The organism is Eximiradius sp. (assembly GCA_937127445.1).
Taxonomy (GTDB): domain Bacteria; phylum Bacteroidota; class Ignavibacteria; order Kapaibacteriales; family UBA2268; genus JAKIZO01.
This window is the reverse complement of record CAKZLY010000026.1, coordinates 23466-40185: the sequence shown is the minus strand read 5'-3', so window position 1 is coordinate 40185 and position 16720 is coordinate 23466. Positions and strand designations below refer to the sequence as shown.

Sequence of the window (16720 nt, the reverse complement as noted above, 5' to 3'; positions counted from 1 at the left end):
ATATCTTATCTAAATAACTTAAAAATTCAGATTTTTCTGCTTGATAGAATAGAATGACAATCAAAATAAAAATAAAAATAAAAATAAAACAAACAAAGAACATTATCAAAGTATTTTTCCATACAATGAAATTGTATATCAAGTCTTTATTTTTAGCATCGATAATATTCTTATCAAAGAAATTCTTAAGTAAAAAAATAAACATAGAGTTCAAAAAAATAAAACCAAGGAGTAAAATTAGATTGTCTATTTTAATGATATTTGAAGAAATACTGAAAACAGTTGTTAAGTAAATTGTTATTATAAAAATAAGTAATGACAATAATAAATGAACTACGATAAATATGCTTTCAAATTTAGTATATCCATATTGAAATAAATAATCAGGATATTGATTTTTGTTCTCTTCAGCAAAAAAAATTGTCAAACAATAAGCAATATTTATTGTTAAACTCAATCCAAGCACTACTAAAAATATTTGTTGAGAAAAAAAACCCAGCAAAATACTGATTATACTTATCAAAAACAGCATGCCTATTATGAGTATAATTCGGCGTAAAATTTTTTTTTGGGATGTTGTAAATTCAAAATGTGTATTAATTTTCATTAAATACCATCGATTATCCAAAATTACTTAATCATAGTGTAATATAAGTTTCAAATTAAGTTTTTTTTTGCTTTTTTAATAATATTATTTATTTTTATTTCTCCAATAATGGATTATTTCAATGAGCAAGGTAATTTTTATAATATTTCTAATATTGTTTTTTGTTTCTTGTTCAGATAGCAATAACTCAAATGAACCAGTTATTCCAAAAGAAAATTATTTATTCAATGTAAGATTAGGTAAAATCTGGACTTACGAAAAAAACAGTGTTGAAGCATCGTTTTTTGTTACAAATTTTGATACAAGCGAATGGGTAATAGAATTTTGGGATACTATTTCTAAATCTAAACTCCCAACCTATACACTGGAATGGAAAGAACTCGATAATGGTTTCCCAAGATACACAGAATTCGGGATTGCTATTACTGATAGTTCTTATCTTTTCGGAACAAAGAAACATCCTTTTGTTTCGCCCAGCTATCCATCTGATTTTTTTGTGTTTATGTTCGAAATTCCAAAAAAACTTAATGATTTTCATTCAAAGCAAATTGAATTTAACAAAAACATTGGTTCAGAGACTTTATTCTGGAAAAATACTTATACTTTCACAAAAAGCGAAAACATCATTTTCAATAATTTGTTATTTAAACGATGGAATTTACTGTTTGTTGCCGAACGTAAAAGACCAATCCCAACAATATACAGCGAGGATTTAGTGTTTATCGATAGTATAGGAATTTATTCTTTTAGAAGTTATTTGTTGAAAAAAGTCGAAGAATGAAATGAACGAATTGCAATTGCAGAAACGATTGCAAAAATTGCTTTCCGAACCATCACGTGTATGGATTACTGAAAGCGGTAAGCAATTGCAAGTGCTTTCTCCCGGACGGATTAATCCATATGAAGGTCCTGATTTCACTAATTTTGGGGTTCTTCTTGACGGTAAAATTGTTACAGGAGAGGTTGAGTTTCATAAAAATTCATTGGATTGGCTTTATCATAATCACTCTATAAATCAACTTTATCAAAACGTTTTTTTGCATATTGTTTGTAATAATGATACCATAATAAATGAAAATTTCGAAACACTTGTCATTGCTGAAAAAGAAATTGAATCTATAAAAATAGATGATAGTGTTGATAAAGATGAAATAATAAATCAAATACTTGATTTACAGCATTACGCATTAGTAAGAATTTTAAGAAAATCTGCCGAAGTTATGCCGTTGGTGAACAATAACAATATAAATGACGCCCTTAAAATAGCTGCTTACAAATTTTTAGATAACTACAGAAAAAAAAGACGCAGACCCATATATGACAATAATCATTTTAATGACATTTTGTACAATTTAGATAATTCACTTATTCTCCCTTTTTTGAATAAAATCAAGAATAACGAAGTATTCGATATTTTTTTGAGTTTAGTTGATTTAATGAAATCTAAAATTTCTCGAGAAGGTGCTGCACTCAGAAGAGAATTAGTTCTGAATGTTGTGCTACCGCTTTCAATTTGTATTGCGGATGATGCCGCAAGAATTTGTCTTTTGACGTGGTTCTGGTCAACCCCTACTTTGAGTATTTACAGTAAATTAAGCCGCCATTTCCCACACATAGAGCAAAAATATCTCTGGCAACAGCAAGGAATGCTTGAATACATTCGTTGCAAAGGTAATGCAGAAGAATTCCCACCAAATCCTTTATCTCAATATAAGTTCGAAGAAGTTCTTGATTTTTATTCTATTGGCTTATCTAGTAATAAATGATTATTTTCTTACGTAAATCGGATATATTTCAAAAGAACCATCGTCTAATTCTAAACGAATGTAGTATAAACCGTTTGCAACAGGAGTACCGTCAGATAATCGTCCGTCCCAAAAATCGCAATATGCAGTATTCGGTATTCGATAAACATCTTTTTGTATTTCACGGACTAATCTATTGCTCTGGTCAAATATTCTAATTTTGACGTAAGTTTCTTTCGATACTTTATATACTAACTCCATCATTTCTCCAAGCCGCATTGGATTTGGAGCAACAGAAATAATATATTTGGGTTGATATTTCGAAATTACAGTGTCAATTATTATGCAATTATCTGCTGCACAAAAACGAATATATAAAGTGTCGGGTGTGTTCAATGGAACGTGCCATTTGTACTTTTCTATACCTGCTGAAAATCTGTCCATTTCTGAATATTTTTTGCCATCAGTTGAAATTAGAAAATGTAAGCTATCAATTTCAGACGGCATATCGAGAACACTCCACTTGAAAGTAATTGTTGGGTCGCTTGTTGTAGATGTGTCCCAAGTGATTGGGAATTTAGCAGGTCTTACAGGCAAATTCAAAATATTTGTTGTATCAACATAGCCACCTTTATGAATTTCAAACTTCATTAAATATGATAAGTCTGAAATTTTTTCTAAACAACTAAACACTTCTAAACACGGGATTGACAGTTGTGTAGCAAATTGGCTGTTCGCTACATCGGCAACTCCAACTTTATGCCAATTCAGTCCATCATTGGAAATATGGAAAACTACACTATCAGCACAAAGAGCAGTTCCATCAATATTGACTGAAGAACCACTTACGAGTGACAATTTATTGATATTATTAATGTCTATTATTGGGCGATTAAATGTCAATATGGTTGTAGTATCAAAATTAACTGTTGGATTTGTTTCAGAAGCAACAATTAGAAATCCACTTTTACCTATAACTTTTTCATTTACAACAAAATTATAATTAACTATTGAAGCCGAATTATCAATGTTTTTTAATAATGTATCAATCTTAACAATTGCGTTATTTTTCACCTCTGCAAACAGCAACATTGCTCTTGCTGTGCTTGAATAATTCTCCCAGGAAATTTTAACTGTATCATCAGGGCAGTAGTCTCTTTGCAAAGCATTTGCAAATTTTGGCGATAATACTGAAATTGTTTGTGGAATAGGTGTTCCAATAACATAAGTAGAATCAAAAGTTGTAACAATAATATCATTACGTCCGTCGCCATCAATATCAGAAATCGCCATATTTGAAATTGTTTGATTTTGGAAATTCCTTGTAAATACAGTATCGAAAGGCATTCCAAGTCGAAATTCAAGAGAGTTATAATCTCTCATCCTCAATACAATAAGTTCCGAACCATTGACAAGGAAAATTTCATCCTTGCCATCATTTATATCGCCGTCGAAGTCATTGACTGCTGCAACCCATCCATTTATTCTCTGGCTTGCAACTGTATCAAATGGGAAAAGATATTCTCCCGGAGGCGAAGGTTTATCAATCTCTGGTCCGCTATTGTACCTCAATACAAATAATTTGCTACCAGCAAAAGCAAATTCTTTAGACGATTGAGTAACAACTATTTCATTCCCACGATTATTCGGAAAATATGGAAGCCATTCATTCCTTGGATTGCCATCTACATTACCAACAGCAACCGACCAATAATGATTTTGCTTCCCGGTAAAACTTGGTGGAAGGTAAGGTGGTTCAGTAATCTTGTTTGGAGATGTCAAAGCATTTCCGTTCATATCAAATAAATGTATTCTTGATGTTCCGTTTGAACCATTTAGCCCATTGTATTCTTCAAGCACAAGAATAAATAAACTATCTGAAGGCATTGCATTATCAGTAATATTGACAAACAGTGGCCTAATTCTTGGGCGAGTTCCTTTTGTAATTGTGCTTAAATCTATCATCGGAAAATTTTCTACTAAGAATGAACCCGATAAATCAATGCTTATTAAATATGGTCTGTTTGCATAAGTGCTTCCAGAAAGAACGCTATTATTGGGGATAGGTCTCTCAGTCAAATTCGGTGTCGGGTAATTCGGCAATAACATAAGCGATCTTCCAAGAAGTTTGTTCGTTATGGAAGGTTGTCCAATATTCACTTCTGGACCGACTGTTATTCGGTTAATAATATCATCCCCAATATCAGGCATAGGGAAATTTGAGATAATATTTGATGTTGAGAATTGTGTAAATCCACGTAAATAAGGTGGTTCGAAGAAAAATTGGTTGCCAATCTTTGGATTTGCCATATTGAATGTTGCGTACAAAGTAAATTCATCGCCACTCTTTTTAGAGTAAATCGGTTTAAGTGATGCGGAAACATTAGGATAGTTAGAACTGTTTTTTAAGTTCATAGAAAATCTTCGTAATATCTTTATTCGTTTTTCCTGATGGTCATACCCAACAATAAATGCAACTGCGAGGCTGTCTTTGCGTTCGGCTTCTATTGTCTCCAATCCGAGTACAACGGTTGGAGATGTATATGGGTAATTCGGACCTACAAAACTTGTATCTAATAATGCAGAAATATTAATTACTCCATACAATTCCTCTGGCAGTTTTTCATTAACAAGCACTTTCCCGCTTCCATCAATGACTACAATTCTATCGCCAACAACTGCAGCTATTTCGTTAGGTGAATATGGCATATTGGGGAATATCTTGTTGTTTGCTACTATATTGCCAATTAATGGTTGCACATCTCCTGCAATATGAGGTGTTATCCATTTAATCTGTAGTGAATCGAAATATTGGCGCCCGGAACGTGTTTCTATATTTCTCGTTCCTTCGATACTTCCATTTGTATATCTCCAATTTGCAGGACTGGCTGATAATTGTGCCTGAATTGGTGAATAATCTACAATCGAAATTATGAATAAGAATAATATTAAAAATCTGTTTTCTTTGAAGAATAAATGCAAAAAATGTCTCATTTATGCATCCTAATACATTAATTTTTACAATAATAAATTTATATGCATAAATCAAGCCAATCTTTTGAAAATTCATCAATTATTTGAAAATATCACACATTTTTTTTGCTCTATAATCAAATATTTTATTTAACTGTCTTTTAATTAGCCAATTTCCAAAAGCATTTCCTATTAAGCCAAATGGTATTCTATAATGAACAATATCTGTCATTTCAACTTTACCTTGTACCTCTTCGAAAAGGTGCTGGTGATGCCAAAACTTATATGGCCCAAATCTTTGCTCGTCTATGAAAAAGAATGGTTTGTTAACTTGGGTGATTTCGGTTACCCAGTTCATCGGTATAGATAACAAAGGACTTACTTTATATTGAATAAGCAGCCCAGGATATATTTCTTCGGACAATTCTGTCAATATCACGAAATTCATTTTGGGTGGAGTTATTAAAGAGATGTTTTTAGGATTTGAAAAAAAATTCCAGCATTCATTGATATTAGTGTTCAACGTTTGTTTTCTAATAAACGAGTGTAAATACATATTAGCAAATATATTTATAAAACATAAAATATCTATTTATACGTTACACGAAATATATTTCATTATATTTGTAGAATTAATAATTCGTGTTTAAACATTAATTTTGCATAACTCTTTTGAAACAATTAATATATTTTTTCGTAATTTTCGGTATATAATTCAGTTTTTTTGCATATAAGGGTATTTCTTTGGAGAGGAGTAGCAATTCATTGTACTATAAAATTGCATTTATTATCACTGCAACTTTCTTTGTCATTGTTACTTTCTACAATTTTTTCTACACTATTTCTCTGCCTACAGATGAAAATATATTTACAGAACCTATATCAAAGTATTATATCATCAAAAATATTCAAAGCACTAACAGAATCGACCAGATAAATGTTGGCGATTTATTATTAAAAATAGAAGATAAACTCATTGATTCAATTGGAAAAATAAACAAATATCTTTTTGATAAACCTTCTCAAACTTCAATAAAATTAACAGTTTTTTGTTTTAAGGAGCAAAGCATTAAAAATGTTTTTGTTAGCAAGGACAGTCTTAACAATATTTTCTTCGTAAAGCTTTCATCTGCTGCTTTTGTTACAAGTGTTTCGCCTGGTGGTGCTTCTGATAGAGCAGGGCTAAAACCAGGCGACATTATCACCAAAATCAATGGAAGTGATTTTTCTACTGTTGCTGAAGCAGACTATATTTTGAGAAGTTCCAGAGTGCCTGAAATAGAATACGAAATACTTCGCGAAGGTCAAACATACAAATTAAATATCGAACTTGCAAAATTCGGTATTTCTTTCTCACACATAATCTATTTCTTGACAGGTTTATTATTTATTGCATTCGGTTTTTTTATTGGGTATTTTCGAATTGATTTCTTTATAGGGAGATTATTAGGTTTTGCATTCCTAATGGTTGGATTTGCAATTACAGGAAAATTAAATCCTGTTTTTTCTCTTGTTTATAAAATCAATTTAATCCACGTTATTATTCTTGCTTTGGCGAACCTTTCAGCTATATTCGGTTTGGCTTTTCTTGTTCATAGTCTTTTTTATTTCCCCGTTGAATTAAAGTCGTTAGCCGAGAAAAATAGAAAAATTATATGTTCTCTTTATATTTTAGGCTCTGTCTTTTTTCTATGTGTTTTGATACCGCTATTTATCAATAAATTGTATTTTCTATGGGCTATCTCTACTTACGGAATAGGTATTTCTTATATAGTAATTTTAATTATTCTGTTGTTCAAGATTAAGAAGTCCAAACTTACCAAACAAATGCAATCAATTGGCAGACCTATTTATTACGCTATTCTAATAAATATTACAGTAGTTTTTATTATACCAATTCTGGCGTATTTCCAATTATATTATCTAACTTATATTAATCTATTACTCTTGCTTTTGCCGTTTTCATATATTTATACTATTGGAAAATATCGTTTGTTAAATTTAGATTTAAGAATAAGAAAGAACAATCAATACATTATCTCAGTTTTCTTACTAAGGATTGCTCTTTTTGCTCTATTATTCGCTTTTATTTGGTTTGTTGCTCATATTGATTTGAATTATCCTAACTTGCATTTTACTGGCACTTCAATTGAAGTGTTGGAAAAACCATTGAATGAAGAAAATAGACAATTTTATAATACTACTCTAAGCATAATTCTTTCTATTACATTTATTTTTCTACTTCTTAAATTTTACAACAATACTTTAGAACTAATAAATCGAAAATTTTATCGCACTATTTTTGACTATAAAAAACTTACACTTGACCTTAATAATATCATTGAAAAAAATATAACAATTGATGATTTCATTCAGACAATATCTCAGAAGTTGAAGAATTATCTACTTCTTAACAAAGTATGTATTATTCTTTTAGACAAACTTCAATCAAATTGCAATTCAGAAATATCCAGTGACATTTTAAATTATGTTTATGATAACGCAAATGAAATTACAAAATTAATTGGTGGAACTGATAATATTTTAAGAATAGAGTATTTGCCAGAAAATTGGCGACATGTCTTTCAGAAAGAAGGCTATTCTGCAATTGTTCCTGTGAAACACAAAGACAAAATATACGGCTTTGCTCTAATTGGCGAAAAATTGTCCGAAGCACCAATCGATAGCGAAGATTTTTACATTATTATGTCTTTTTTAAATCAATCAGTTGTTGTTATTGATAACATAAAGCTATATGAGGATTTGGCTTCTCGTGAACGTATGCGGCACGAACTTGAACTTGCTCGTAAAATCCAGTTGTCTTCTCTACCACAAAAATTACCTGGAACTGATAATATCAAAGTTGCAGCGATAACTATTCCCGCTTATGAAGTAGGTGGAGATTTTTACGATTTTATTAATGTATCTGACAATGGTTTCACTGCAATAATTGGTGATGTCAGTGGAAAAGGTGCTTCTGCTGCTCTATATATGTCAAAAGTTCAAGGAATTATTCGCACTTTATCGGAATTCGAACTACAACCCAAAGAATTATTGATAAAAGCAAATAAATTACTTTATCACTACATAGAAAAAAATGCATTTATTTCTGTGCTGGTTGCGAAAATTCATTACTCTCAAAGTAAACTATTAGTTGCTCGTGCTGGGCACCTTCCGCTTATAGTATTTTCAAACAAAGAAAAGAGGGTGCTTGAAATCAAAACAAAAGGAATAATATTAGGTGCAAGTTCGAATGAATTTTTCTCTGCAAATATTATTGAAGAAACATATGATTTCAGTCCTGGCGATATTTTGCTATTGGCTACTGATGGAGCAATCGAAGCTCGCAACAACGACGACGAATTCGGCATCGAAAGGCTAAAAGCATTAGTTTCACATTTCAGATACTTAAGTCCAGAAGACCTGCTAAAACATATTCTAAATGAAATTTATAGGTTTTCTGGTAAAGATTATTTTGAAGATGATTTATCTTTAATTATCATAAAATTAATGTGAAAACTAATTCAAATTATTTAAATTATATTATATGAAGGTTACTTTCAAAATATTATTTGTTTTCTTTATTTGTATCACATCATTATTTAGCCAACCTCGTGAAAAAATTCATATTGAACAAAAAGCTAGCAGAATATTAATCTTTGTGAATGATTTATTTACCAATTGTGCTGCCAGGTATTCTTCCGATATCGATATTGATGAAAATAATATTTATGTTACATTTTTCGATATTTCAAATCAAAAAGCAAGGTGTAATTGCTATATTGATTTGACAATACAGGTAAATCAAATACCTTCGGGAGAGTATAAATTATTTGTTCAGAAACGTGAATTTAAAAAGTTTGGTTATGCCAAAGATACTACAACTACTCTTTTTACTCAAAATATCAAAGTCAAGCCTAACAATACAAGAGTTATGGCTTCGAATTCAATTGAACAATCTGATTGCAAAAAAACACAAGAGCGAATAAAAAATGAGCCTGGAACAAGCAAAGAAGTCATTGTAAATACAAACTCAGCAAATTCAACGATTACCTTGCTTTTCGACCTACCCGAAGATTGTGATATTAATGTTCAGCTTTTCAATATGCTTGGCAAACAAATTTTCTCAACAAACAAAAATGGATTATCTAAAGGAACCAACAGCGTTACTCTTTCGGTAAAAGATTTGAATACCGGTATTTATATCGGCAAAATTACAACAAATAGCGGTCAAACATATAATTTCAGACTGAACTGGTCTAAGTGACTAGTTCTTTAACGTGTTTAGCAATTGCAAGCGAAGCGGTAAGTCCTGGTGATTCAATCCCTATAAGATTAATAAAGCCGTCTAAATTTCTTTCAGTTTCATTTTTTATATAGAAATCTCTAAATTGCTCGTCAGGTTTTTGTAGCTTGGGGCGTATCCCAGCATAATCAGGTGATAGCATATCGATTGTTAAGCCTTTAATATAAGTTTGACCGGCATTATAAAATTTTTCTGCCAGTTGAGTTGGAACGTTGTAATTGATTTGTCTATTGCTCAAAAATAAGGTGTCAGGACCTAATTTCAGATCTCCATTTAAATCTACTGTGAGATGTATTCCAAGACCATAAGAACTATCAGTTACAGGATATACCAAATGCTTTATGTTAAATTTATTTGAATTAATTTTGAAATAGTGTCCTTTGCAATAGTTAAGTTTTAAGTTTTCATCACTAATACCAACCATATTTGCTATTTCATCAGAATGAAGTCCAGCTGAATTAATTATTATAGGTGATTTTAATGAGAAGATTTCTCCTTCGACAGTTTTAATTAATATATCAAATTCGTTATTTGTCTTTTCAATGTCAATTACTTTAGAATTATAGGAAAATATAGCTCCGTTTTCACTCGCTAATGCTTCCAAACATCGCATATAACTGTGTGTATCAATGATTCCTGTATTTTTCGAAATAAAAGCACTTTGGGAATTTATACTAGATGAAAATGTTTGTAAGTATTTATTACTAACGAACTCAATTCCGTTTACCCCATTTTTTATAGCATTTTCGTATATTGAATTAAGTTTTTCTTCTTGTTCTTTTTTAACCGCTACAACTAATTTTCCAATTCTTCTATAAGGAATTTTATATTTTTCAGCAAATTCATATAATAATCTGTTGCCTTTTATGCAAAGCTCTGTTTTCAAAGAATTTTTCGGATAATATAATCCAGCGTGAATAACTTCGCTATTTCTTGAACTTGTTTCGCATCCAAAAGACGAGTGCTTTTCAAGTACTACACAAAAAAAATTGCTGGAGAATTCCTTAGCAATCGCTAAACCAACAACTCCAGCTCCAATAATGACTATTTCTGCAAACATCGTATTAATTCTGGTTTTTTAGTGCCATTTTTAGTGCTGCATTGAGTGGAAAAATCAATTCAGAGATTTCTTTACCAATAGCACTAATAGGTAGTACCTTACAATTGATGCCAGACTGAACAACAGCAGTAGGCATAGATGGTGCAGTAGCAGTAGCGGGATCTTGAACTATCACGTTGCCTTTGACAGACGCGATATGTGCCGCACCTTGTGCCCCATCCTTGCCTAATCCTGTTAAAATCAGAGCAATACTATATTTCCCAAATGCTTCTGCTACGCTTCTGAATAGTGGGTCGGCTGCCGGACGAACGAAATTTTCTTTTGGTCCATCATCAACGATAATCTTGTATGTTTTAGGGTCGATTCGCATATGTTTATCGCCAGGAGCAATATAAATGGTATCAGGTTCCGGAATAATTCCATCGTATGCTATTGTAACATTGAAAGCTGTCTCGCGTTGCAAGCGTTGCGAGAAAGTTTCTAACATCCACGATGGACCGTGCTGAACAATGAAAAATGGAGCGTTTACTTTTTCAGGCATTTTTTTAAATAATTCTATAAGAGCCGGTGGCCCACCGGTGCTTGTTGCAATTGCAACCGCTACAAATGGAGGATATACATCAACCTCTCTGGTCACAGGCACTATTTGAATGTCTTCGGCAGTTTGTTGATGTCTTGCAAGTCCATCCTTTAATCTTACCAAAAGTTCTTCTACTTCTATTGGTTTTGCAATGAAATCATCAGCACCTGATTCAAGAGCGTATGCGCGGGCACCTTCGCTTACAAGAGCTGTAATCATCATAATAAAAGGAAGCGGTTTGACGTTTGCTCGCATTCTACGAATTAGTTCAATCCCATCCACCTGAGGCATCATCCAATCTGTCAATACTGCATCGAATTTTTCTCTTTCAAGATGCTTTATTGCTTCCAATCCATTATTTGCAACAACAACCGAATATCCTGCTTTCGAAAGTATCCTTTTGAGCAAAATTGAATTTGTAAGCTCGTCCTCTACTACTAAAATTTGTTTAAGTTCTATCATAATTTATCAAAAATTTGTTAAAATCAATATTCCAAGAAACGCAATAGTAATCAATTTTATTTTATATGCATTTTCATTTAGTGATAACATTTTTTTTTCTATATTTGCAAATATAATAATGTTTATTAATAATTAAAATTTATTATGAAAAAAAATCTCTACATCTACTTGTTGTTTTTGTTTATTTTATCTTCAAATGCATTTTCACAAACGAAATTTCTTGTGAGTGAATATAAAAATGTTTCAGGCAATACACAGGGTGAATGGATTGAATTATTAGTAATAGAAGACAATGTGAGCATTGTCAATTATTACTTACGAGATAATTCAGGTGATGGATTATGGATGGGTGGTGTCCGATTCAAAAATGTTCCTCTCTGGAGAAATTTAAGAAAAGGAACTTGCATTTTGATATATACAAGAAATACAAGTGGCATTGCAAATGACCTTGATGCTGAAGATGGCTTCATTCGTCTTTCCGCTGAAAATGAAAATTATTTTGAACGAGTATTAGAAAACGCTACTGATTGGACTGCTTCTGCTTTAAACTTCAATCAAACTACTGAGTGCATTCATTTACTTGACAACAATAACAACCATCACCACGCTCTTGCCCAATCTGCAACCAATATGATATTGACAGCAATTGCAGTGTTACCATATCCAAAGGTTGTTCATCAAAATGATAATGCTGCATCGGCAGTCCGTTTTTGGGGATATGGTGGTGGTCCATATCATCAAACTTCTGGCAGTGATTCTACAACAAATGTTGCCTATGGTGAAACCCCAGGCTATGCTAATTTACCTCCAAATCCATCTATTACTCCAAAAAATCATTATTATTGGCGTTCGCTTAGGCAACCCGAGTGGAATAATCCACAACTTACAATCTCACTTGTAAGTGAAGGGGTTAAATTGAGATGGAATAATGCGAATGATGTCTTTCCGGAGGATAAATTTCAAGGATATTTAATTTTAAGACACTTGAAAAAAGATGATGCTAATGCTATTCTGCCGCAAGACGCCTATGTATATAATGAAGGACAGTATTTAGGCCATTCTGTTGTAGTGGCAAACATTCAAGGAAGCGATGTAATCGAATTTATCGATAAAAATTATGAATGTGACGTTGAATACGCCTATAGGGTTTTTGCATATCGCTACTCTAATACTGGCGATAATACAGATAATAAATCAGAAACTGGTCGTGGACGTTCTTATAACGAAACTAATTATGCTCGTGCCGAGATAAAAACACCAGCAGCTGGGACAGCGTCAATTTCACTTTCTGGATCGAGCAAAAATATTTTTTGTGTAGGCGATACAGTTATCCTCAGAGCTAATGTTTCTACTGGTAATTTCACTTATCAATGGCTTAATAATAACGTTGTTTTTTCAAATCAAAAGACTGATTCTATTCCTTTTGTTGTTCCAAGTGGCATTTCAAGAATTGCTCTAAAGATTATCAATGAAATTAATTGTTCCACAACTTCAAACGAAATTGTTATAGAAGGTGTTGACGTTCCAAAACCGTATTTAGCTCAAATTAAAGGGAAAAAAGAAGAACGAATATTTAAAGATGATACTATTTATTACTGTATTGGTGATACGCTGAAATTAGTGGGAAATGCAGGAATTATTTCTTCGGAAACCCAAATTGTTTGGTATAAGGATGGTTTATCTTGGATTGTTGGGCAAAAAAATGTTTCAATTACTACAAGTGGAGTGTATTATTTCGAAGCAACCAATAAAAATGAATGTGGTAGATTATCGCCAACCGTTACAGTTATTTTTAAAGAATATAACTTTGATGTAAATCCTAAAAGTTTAAATTTTGTTGTATCAAAAGATGAAGATTTTGTTGAGCAAACTATAACTCTTACTAATTTAGGCAATTCTGCTCTGGAAATTAATCAGGATATGCTCATTATTCCTGTTCCTTATACAATTATCGAACCAAATTCTTTCCCAATTTCAGTCGCTCCCAACTCATCTATCCAAATTAAAATGCGTTTTGCTCCACCAGATTACAAACTATATAAAGGTAGATTAATTTTTTCAACTCCTTGCAATACAAGATTTGTATCTATTCAAGGCTACAAAGATGCTGGTAAATCATTTCTGTCAGCTGGTGATGGTGATGTCTATTTAGGAAAATTCCTGTATTGTGATTTGCCTTTAGAAATCGACACAACACTGAGCATTACGGCTATTGGAAATGAAAATATTATTACAAGTAATGTTTCATTTTCAAATGCGATTGATTTTAATTTAACACCAAATATTCCTTCCTTGATAAAACCATTTGAAAGTTTTTCAGTTAATGTCAAATTGATAGCAAACCAGATTGGCTTTTACAAGACAACGCTTTATATTCCATATAAAGCAGAAATAACAGGAACTAATTATGATACGCTAAAAATTAATATAGTTGCCGAAATATATGAACCAATAATAAATTTTAACTCAAATATTAATTTAAAAATTGACAATTGTAGCCGCGACACAGTTTTTACTCTTAACATAAAAAATACATCACCTGATAGAATCTCGTTAAAGCAATTCTCTTCAAACAATCTACAAATATTAGATTTACCAATTGAAATTGAGCCTTTTGGTAATGCTGATATTTCAATTTACTTGAAACTAAATGAGAATGTGGAAAACATAAACGAAAATATAAGCTACGAGCCTTGTTCAATGGCACTTCCAATAAATATTATTGCCGAATATAGCGGTATTATTCCTGAGCTTTCTGTAAATTCCGTTGATTTTGGCACATTATATTTTTGTCAAACTCCAATTGAAAATGAAATTAATCTTCAAATTTTGAATTATAAATCACCTGTTGAAATAAAACAAATTGAATATCAAAACAATTTATTCTCCCTTGATATTCAGGAAAATCAATTTCTTCAAGAGATAAATTCAATAAAAGTTCGTTTGTTAACTAATCAAATTGGACAACATTCATCTATAATTTCTCTGATTATTGGCGATTGTAATGATACAATCAGAATTCTTGTAAATGCTAATGTTATTGACCTATCCTACGCTTTTTCAACAAAAACACTTGATTTTGGGATAGTCCAGCCAGGAAGTGAAGAAGTTCTTACTTTTAGTTTTAAAAATAATTCTGATGACGACATTGTTATTTCAGGCGTTGGTTTCCTTGATAGTAGATTTTTGATTGTCACGCCTGCTTCATCCCCAATCTCTTTGCGAAGTGGCGAAACTGTTTTATTTGAAATAAAATATATTCCTGAGGATTTTGAGGAAAATTTAGAGACATTCGCTTCAATTCTAATTACTTCTCCTTGCAAAATTTCAGAGATAATTACTCTTAAAGGTAATAGTCCAAAGAAGAAACTTACAATTAATGCAACTCTTGAGCTACCACAAGCAAAAGTGTTTGTTGAAGCAGGCAAAAAAGTCAAAATCCCAATTAGATTATATTCTACCGACACAAATAAATTAGCGCAAGGTGAAATCAACAGTTTAAGATTTAATTTACTTTATAATCCAAAAATACTTTATCCTGAAACAATATCCCCGTCTGGTAGCATTGTCAATAATTACAATAAATTGACAATTAATGAAATTGGTAGTGGAATTGCAAAAATAGAGATTACACCAAATAATGCTAATTTAATAAATGATGGCGAAATTTGCGTTGTCGAATTTTTGGGATTACTTGGCAATTCATTTAATACTTACTTGACATTTGATTCTGTCGAAATTCTTAGCCCAAACGATTTTATTATTTCTAAATTAAATGGAGAAGTTGAAATAATAAGCAATTGCCTGCCAGAAAGTAGGATAATTGAATATTCAGAAAAACCTGAAATCAAACTAATATCTGAAAATTACAATACTATCGAAATTGAAATAACAAAAGTTACGGACAATAATTTTGAATTAGTGATTTTTGATTTGATGGGGAACCAGTTAATGAATATTAGCGAAAAGAATAATAAAGCCGGGAAATATAGATATACGATTGATAAAAATCAGTTTGCAACTGGCATTTATCTTTTTACCTTTATTGAAGATGGTGTTTTTGTAAGTAAAATCATCAATTTATGCAGATGAAAACCATTGCAGCAATAATCACCGTTCACAATAGAGTTAGCTATTTAGAAAAATGCTTGTATAGCTTAATTAATCAGAGTGTAAAACCTGAGGAAATTATTATTTGCGACGATGGTTCTGATGAGAATATTATTGAATTTTTGAAATCTTTTTCTGAACAAAACAATTGCAAAATTAAATACATCCGTCAAGAATTTAATGGTTTTAGAGTTGCCAGAAGCAGGAACAATGCGGTTTTATATAGCAAAAGCGATATTCTTGTATTTCTTGATTCCGATGTAATTTTGACAAAAAATTATATTAAAAAGATTTATGATTTTTTTCAGGGAAATCGAAACTGCTTTGTTACTAATTATCCTGTGAGACTTACACAAAAGCAAACTGAAAAAATATCATTAGATTGCATTATCAATTGCAAATACGAAATTATTACAATCAAACAAAAGCTTAAGATTGTTCGACAATACTTCAAAGATTTATTCTATTCAATTACCAATAGATTTAGAAAAACTAATAAAAGGCTTTCACCAAAATTCAGGGGTGGAGTTTCAGCCGTAATTAAGGAAGATTTTCTTGCTGTTAATGGTTATGACGAAAGATTTATTGGTTGGGGAAATGAAGACGATAATCTTTCAAAACGTCTCTATATATACGGTTTGAACGGAAGAAATATTGGTCTGCGTGAATTTCCAATTCATTTATATCATACTCCATTTCATAAAAACGGTTTTCGAAGCAACAAAAATTTAGCCAATGAACTGAAAAAAGAGATCAATGCCGGTAATTATTTTACTCCTTACGGATTACAAAACAGATACCAAAAAGACGAAGTATTCTATACTGAATTCTAAATACTATGTTAATTAATTCTTGTTAATTAGCAATAATATTGTTA

General features: G+C 31.4%; 11 protein-coding genes. 6 read left to right on the top strand and 5 right to left on the bottom strand.

The genetic code is table 11. The annotated features are described in order from the left end of the window. The coding region (locus AC6QZF_RS08125) for a hypothetical protein (protein ID WP_499799382.1) at positions 1-607 on the bottom strand (607 nt) is incomplete at its 3' end. Between the two features lie 121 nt (positions 608-728). Between AC6QZF_RS08125 and AC6QZF_RS08120 the strand changes: the two genes are divergently transcribed. Together AC6QZF_RS08120 and AC6QZF_RS08115 are read left to right on the top strand one after the other, a co-directional pair. Further along, positions 729-1388, top strand: a complete 660-nt coding sequence (locus tag AC6QZF_RS08120; RefSeq protein WP_499799381.1) for a hypothetical protein — start codon at positions 729-731, stop codon at positions 1386-1388. 1 nt (position 1389) lies between these two features. After that, positions 1390-2373 (top strand): DUF2851 family protein, encoded by a 984-nt coding sequence (locus tag AC6QZF_RS08115; protein ID WP_499799380.1) that lies wholly within the window; start codon positions 1390-1392, stop codon positions 2371-2373. Here the strand turns inward: AC6QZF_RS08115 and AC6QZF_RS08110 are convergent, their stop codons facing one another. Further along, on the bottom strand, positions 2374-5346 hold the full coding sequence (locus tag AC6QZF_RS08110) for a hypothetical protein (protein ID WP_499799379.1): 2973 nt from the start codon (positions 5344-5346) through the stop codon (positions 2374-2376). Between the two features lie 79 nt (positions 5347-5425). Continuing rightward, a complete protein-coding gene (locus tag AC6QZF_RS08105) occupies positions 5426-5773 on the bottom strand; it encodes an SRPBCC family protein (protein WP_499799378.1) in 348 nt (115 codons plus the stop codon). A gap of 317 nt (positions 5774-6090) precedes the next feature. Here AC6QZF_RS08105 and AC6QZF_RS08100 point away from each other — a divergent pair, with 317 nt between their 5' ends. Together AC6QZF_RS08100 and AC6QZF_RS08095 are read left to right on the top strand one after the other, a co-directional pair. Beyond that, a complete protein-coding gene (locus AC6QZF_RS08100; protein ID WP_499799377.1) occupies positions 6091-8841 on the top strand; it encodes a SpoIIE family protein phosphatase in 2751 nt (916 codons plus the stop codon). A 145-nt stretch (positions 8842-8986) separates the two neighbouring features. Continuing rightward, the gene (locus tag AC6QZF_RS08095) at positions 8987-9592 is read left to right on the top strand and encodes a T9SS type A sorting domain-containing protein (RefSeq protein WP_499799376.1); all 606 of its coding nucleotides are present in this window, start codon (positions 8987-8989) and stop codon (positions 9590-9592) included. On the opposite strand, the gene AC6QZF_RS08090 is transcribed toward AC6QZF_RS08095, so the two are convergent. Further along, positions 9585-10691 (bottom strand): NAD(P)/FAD-dependent oxidoreductase, encoded by a 1107-nt coding sequence (locus AC6QZF_RS08090; protein ID WP_499799375.1) that lies wholly within the window; start codon positions 10689-10691, stop codon positions 9585-9587. The genes AC6QZF_RS08095 and AC6QZF_RS08090 overlap by 8 nt on opposite strands. Positions 10692-10695: 4 nt before the next feature. Beyond that, positions 10696-11733, bottom strand: coding sequence for a chemotaxis protein CheB (locus tag AC6QZF_RS08085; RefSeq protein WP_499799374.1), 1038 nt, complete (start codon positions 11731-11733; stop codon positions 10696-10698). A 144-nt stretch (positions 11734-11877) separates the two neighbouring features. Here AC6QZF_RS08085 and AC6QZF_RS08080 point away from each other — a divergent pair, with 144 nt between their 5' ends. Together AC6QZF_RS08080 and AC6QZF_RS08075 are read left to right on the top strand one after the other, a co-directional pair. Continuing rightward, positions 11878-15825 carry a COG1470 family protein gene (locus tag AC6QZF_RS08080; RefSeq protein WP_499799373.1) on the top strand — a complete coding sequence of 1316 codons (3948 nt, stop codon included), beginning with the start codon at positions 11878-11880 and terminating at the stop codon, positions 15823-15825. Next, positions 15822-16676: a glycosyltransferase gene (locus tag AC6QZF_RS08075; protein ID WP_499799372.1), complete on the top strand. Its 855-nt coding sequence runs from the start codon at positions 15822-15824 to the stop codon at positions 16674-16676. The genes AC6QZF_RS08080 and AC6QZF_RS08075 overlap by 4 nt, the downstream gene beginning before the upstream one ends. Positions 16677-16720 lie beyond the last annotated feature (44 nt).